Here is a 1491-nt window from a genome sequence, read left to right on the forward strand (position 1 = left end):
GGTGTCTTCGGGTGGTGTGGGGGCTGTTTTTACTGGGCAGGGTGCTCAGTGGGTGGGTATGGGTCGGGAGTTGGCGCGGGAGTTTCCGGTTTTTGCTGACGTGTTCGGGCGGGTGTGTGCGGGGTTTGATGGTTTGTTGCCGGCGGGTTTGGGTGAGGTTGTGGCCGGTGGTGTGGTGGGTGGGTTGGGTTTGGGTGACACGGTGTTCACGCAGCCGGCGTTGTTCGCTGTTGAGGTGGCGTTGTTCCGGTTGTTGGAGTCTTTTGGTGTGCGGGTTGATGTGGTGGCGGGTCATTCGGTGGGTGAGTTGGCGGCTGTTCACGTCGCGGGTTTGCTCGATCTGAGGGATGCGTGTCGTCTGGTTGCTGCTCGGGGCGTTTTGATGCAGGCGTTGGATGCCGGTGGTGGGATGGTCGCTGTCGAGGCTGCGGAAGCCGACGTGGTCGAGATCGCGGATCAGTTGGGTCTTGATGTGGCTGCGGTCAATGGGCCTGGGTCGGTGGTGTTGTCTGGTCCTTTGGTGGCGGTGGATCGGGTGGTGGTCGAGTGTGGGGTGCGGGGCTGGCGGTTCCGGCGTCTGGCGGTGAGTCACGCGTTTCATTCGCGGTTGATGGAGCCGATGTTGGCGGGGTTTGCTGAGGTTGCGGAGTCGGTGCGGTGGCGTGAGCCGCAGTTGACGGTGGTGTCGGGTCTGACGGGTAGGCCTGAGCCTGGTGATGTGTTGGGTTGTGCGGATTATTGGGTGCGGCATGCCCGGCAGGCGGTGCGGTTCGGCGACTGTGTGGGCTGGTTGCGGGACAACGGTGTGTCGACGGTGGTGGAGGTGGGCCCTGATGCTGTTTTGACGGCGATGGTGGGTGAGGCGGTTACGGCGGTGCCGGTGATGCGTCGTGGCCGTGGTGAGGTGCGGACGTTGTTGTCGGGTGTCGGCGGGTTGTGGAGCCGTGGGGTGCCGGTCGACTGGCCTGCGTGTTTGGGGCGGCCGACGCGGGTGGTTGATCTGCCGACGTATGCGTTCCAGCACCGTCGTTTCTGGCTCACGACCGGCGCCACGGGTTTGCGGTGGGATGTGGCGAGGGTCGTTGACGGCCCGACCGTCGTGTCGGCCCGGTTGTCGCCCGACCGTGTGCCGTGGTTGCGTGACCACGTCGTCGGGGGCACTGTGATCGCGCCGGCGACTGCGTTCATCGACTGGCTGACCAGTGCCGGGGACGAGGTCGGCTGCGACCACATCGCTGACCTGACCATCCTCGCTCCGCTGCCCGCTGATCACGACCGCGATCTGCAGATCGTGATCACACCTACGGGCACCGACGCCGTCCACACTGCCCGGGTGCACAGCCGCCACGGTGAGGATTCCGACTGGATTCTGCACGCTGAGGCCACTCTCACCGGAGACACCGGCCAGCCCGGCCGGCCTCATCACGGGCCCTGGCCGCCCGAGGGTGCGGTGCCCGTGCCGGTCGATGACTTCTACCCCGCTGCCGCCGA

The 1491-nt window shown here is 65.9% G+C and carries 1 protein-coding gene; it reads left to right on the forward strand.

Features of this window, described 5'->3' with window-relative positions; all coding sequences use genetic code 11:
* Positions 1–58: 58 nt before the first annotated feature.
* Positions 59–1491 (forward strand): acyltransferase domain-containing protein (locus ACGF5C_RS34510; RefSeq protein WP_393308576.1); only part of this gene is annotated, 1433 nt, incomplete at its 3' end.

The sequence above is a fragment of the Micromonospora sp. NPDC047620 genome (genome assembly GCF_043205005.1).
Taxonomy (GTDB): Bacteria; Actinomycetota; Actinomycetes; order Mycobacteriales; family Micromonosporaceae; genus Micromonospora.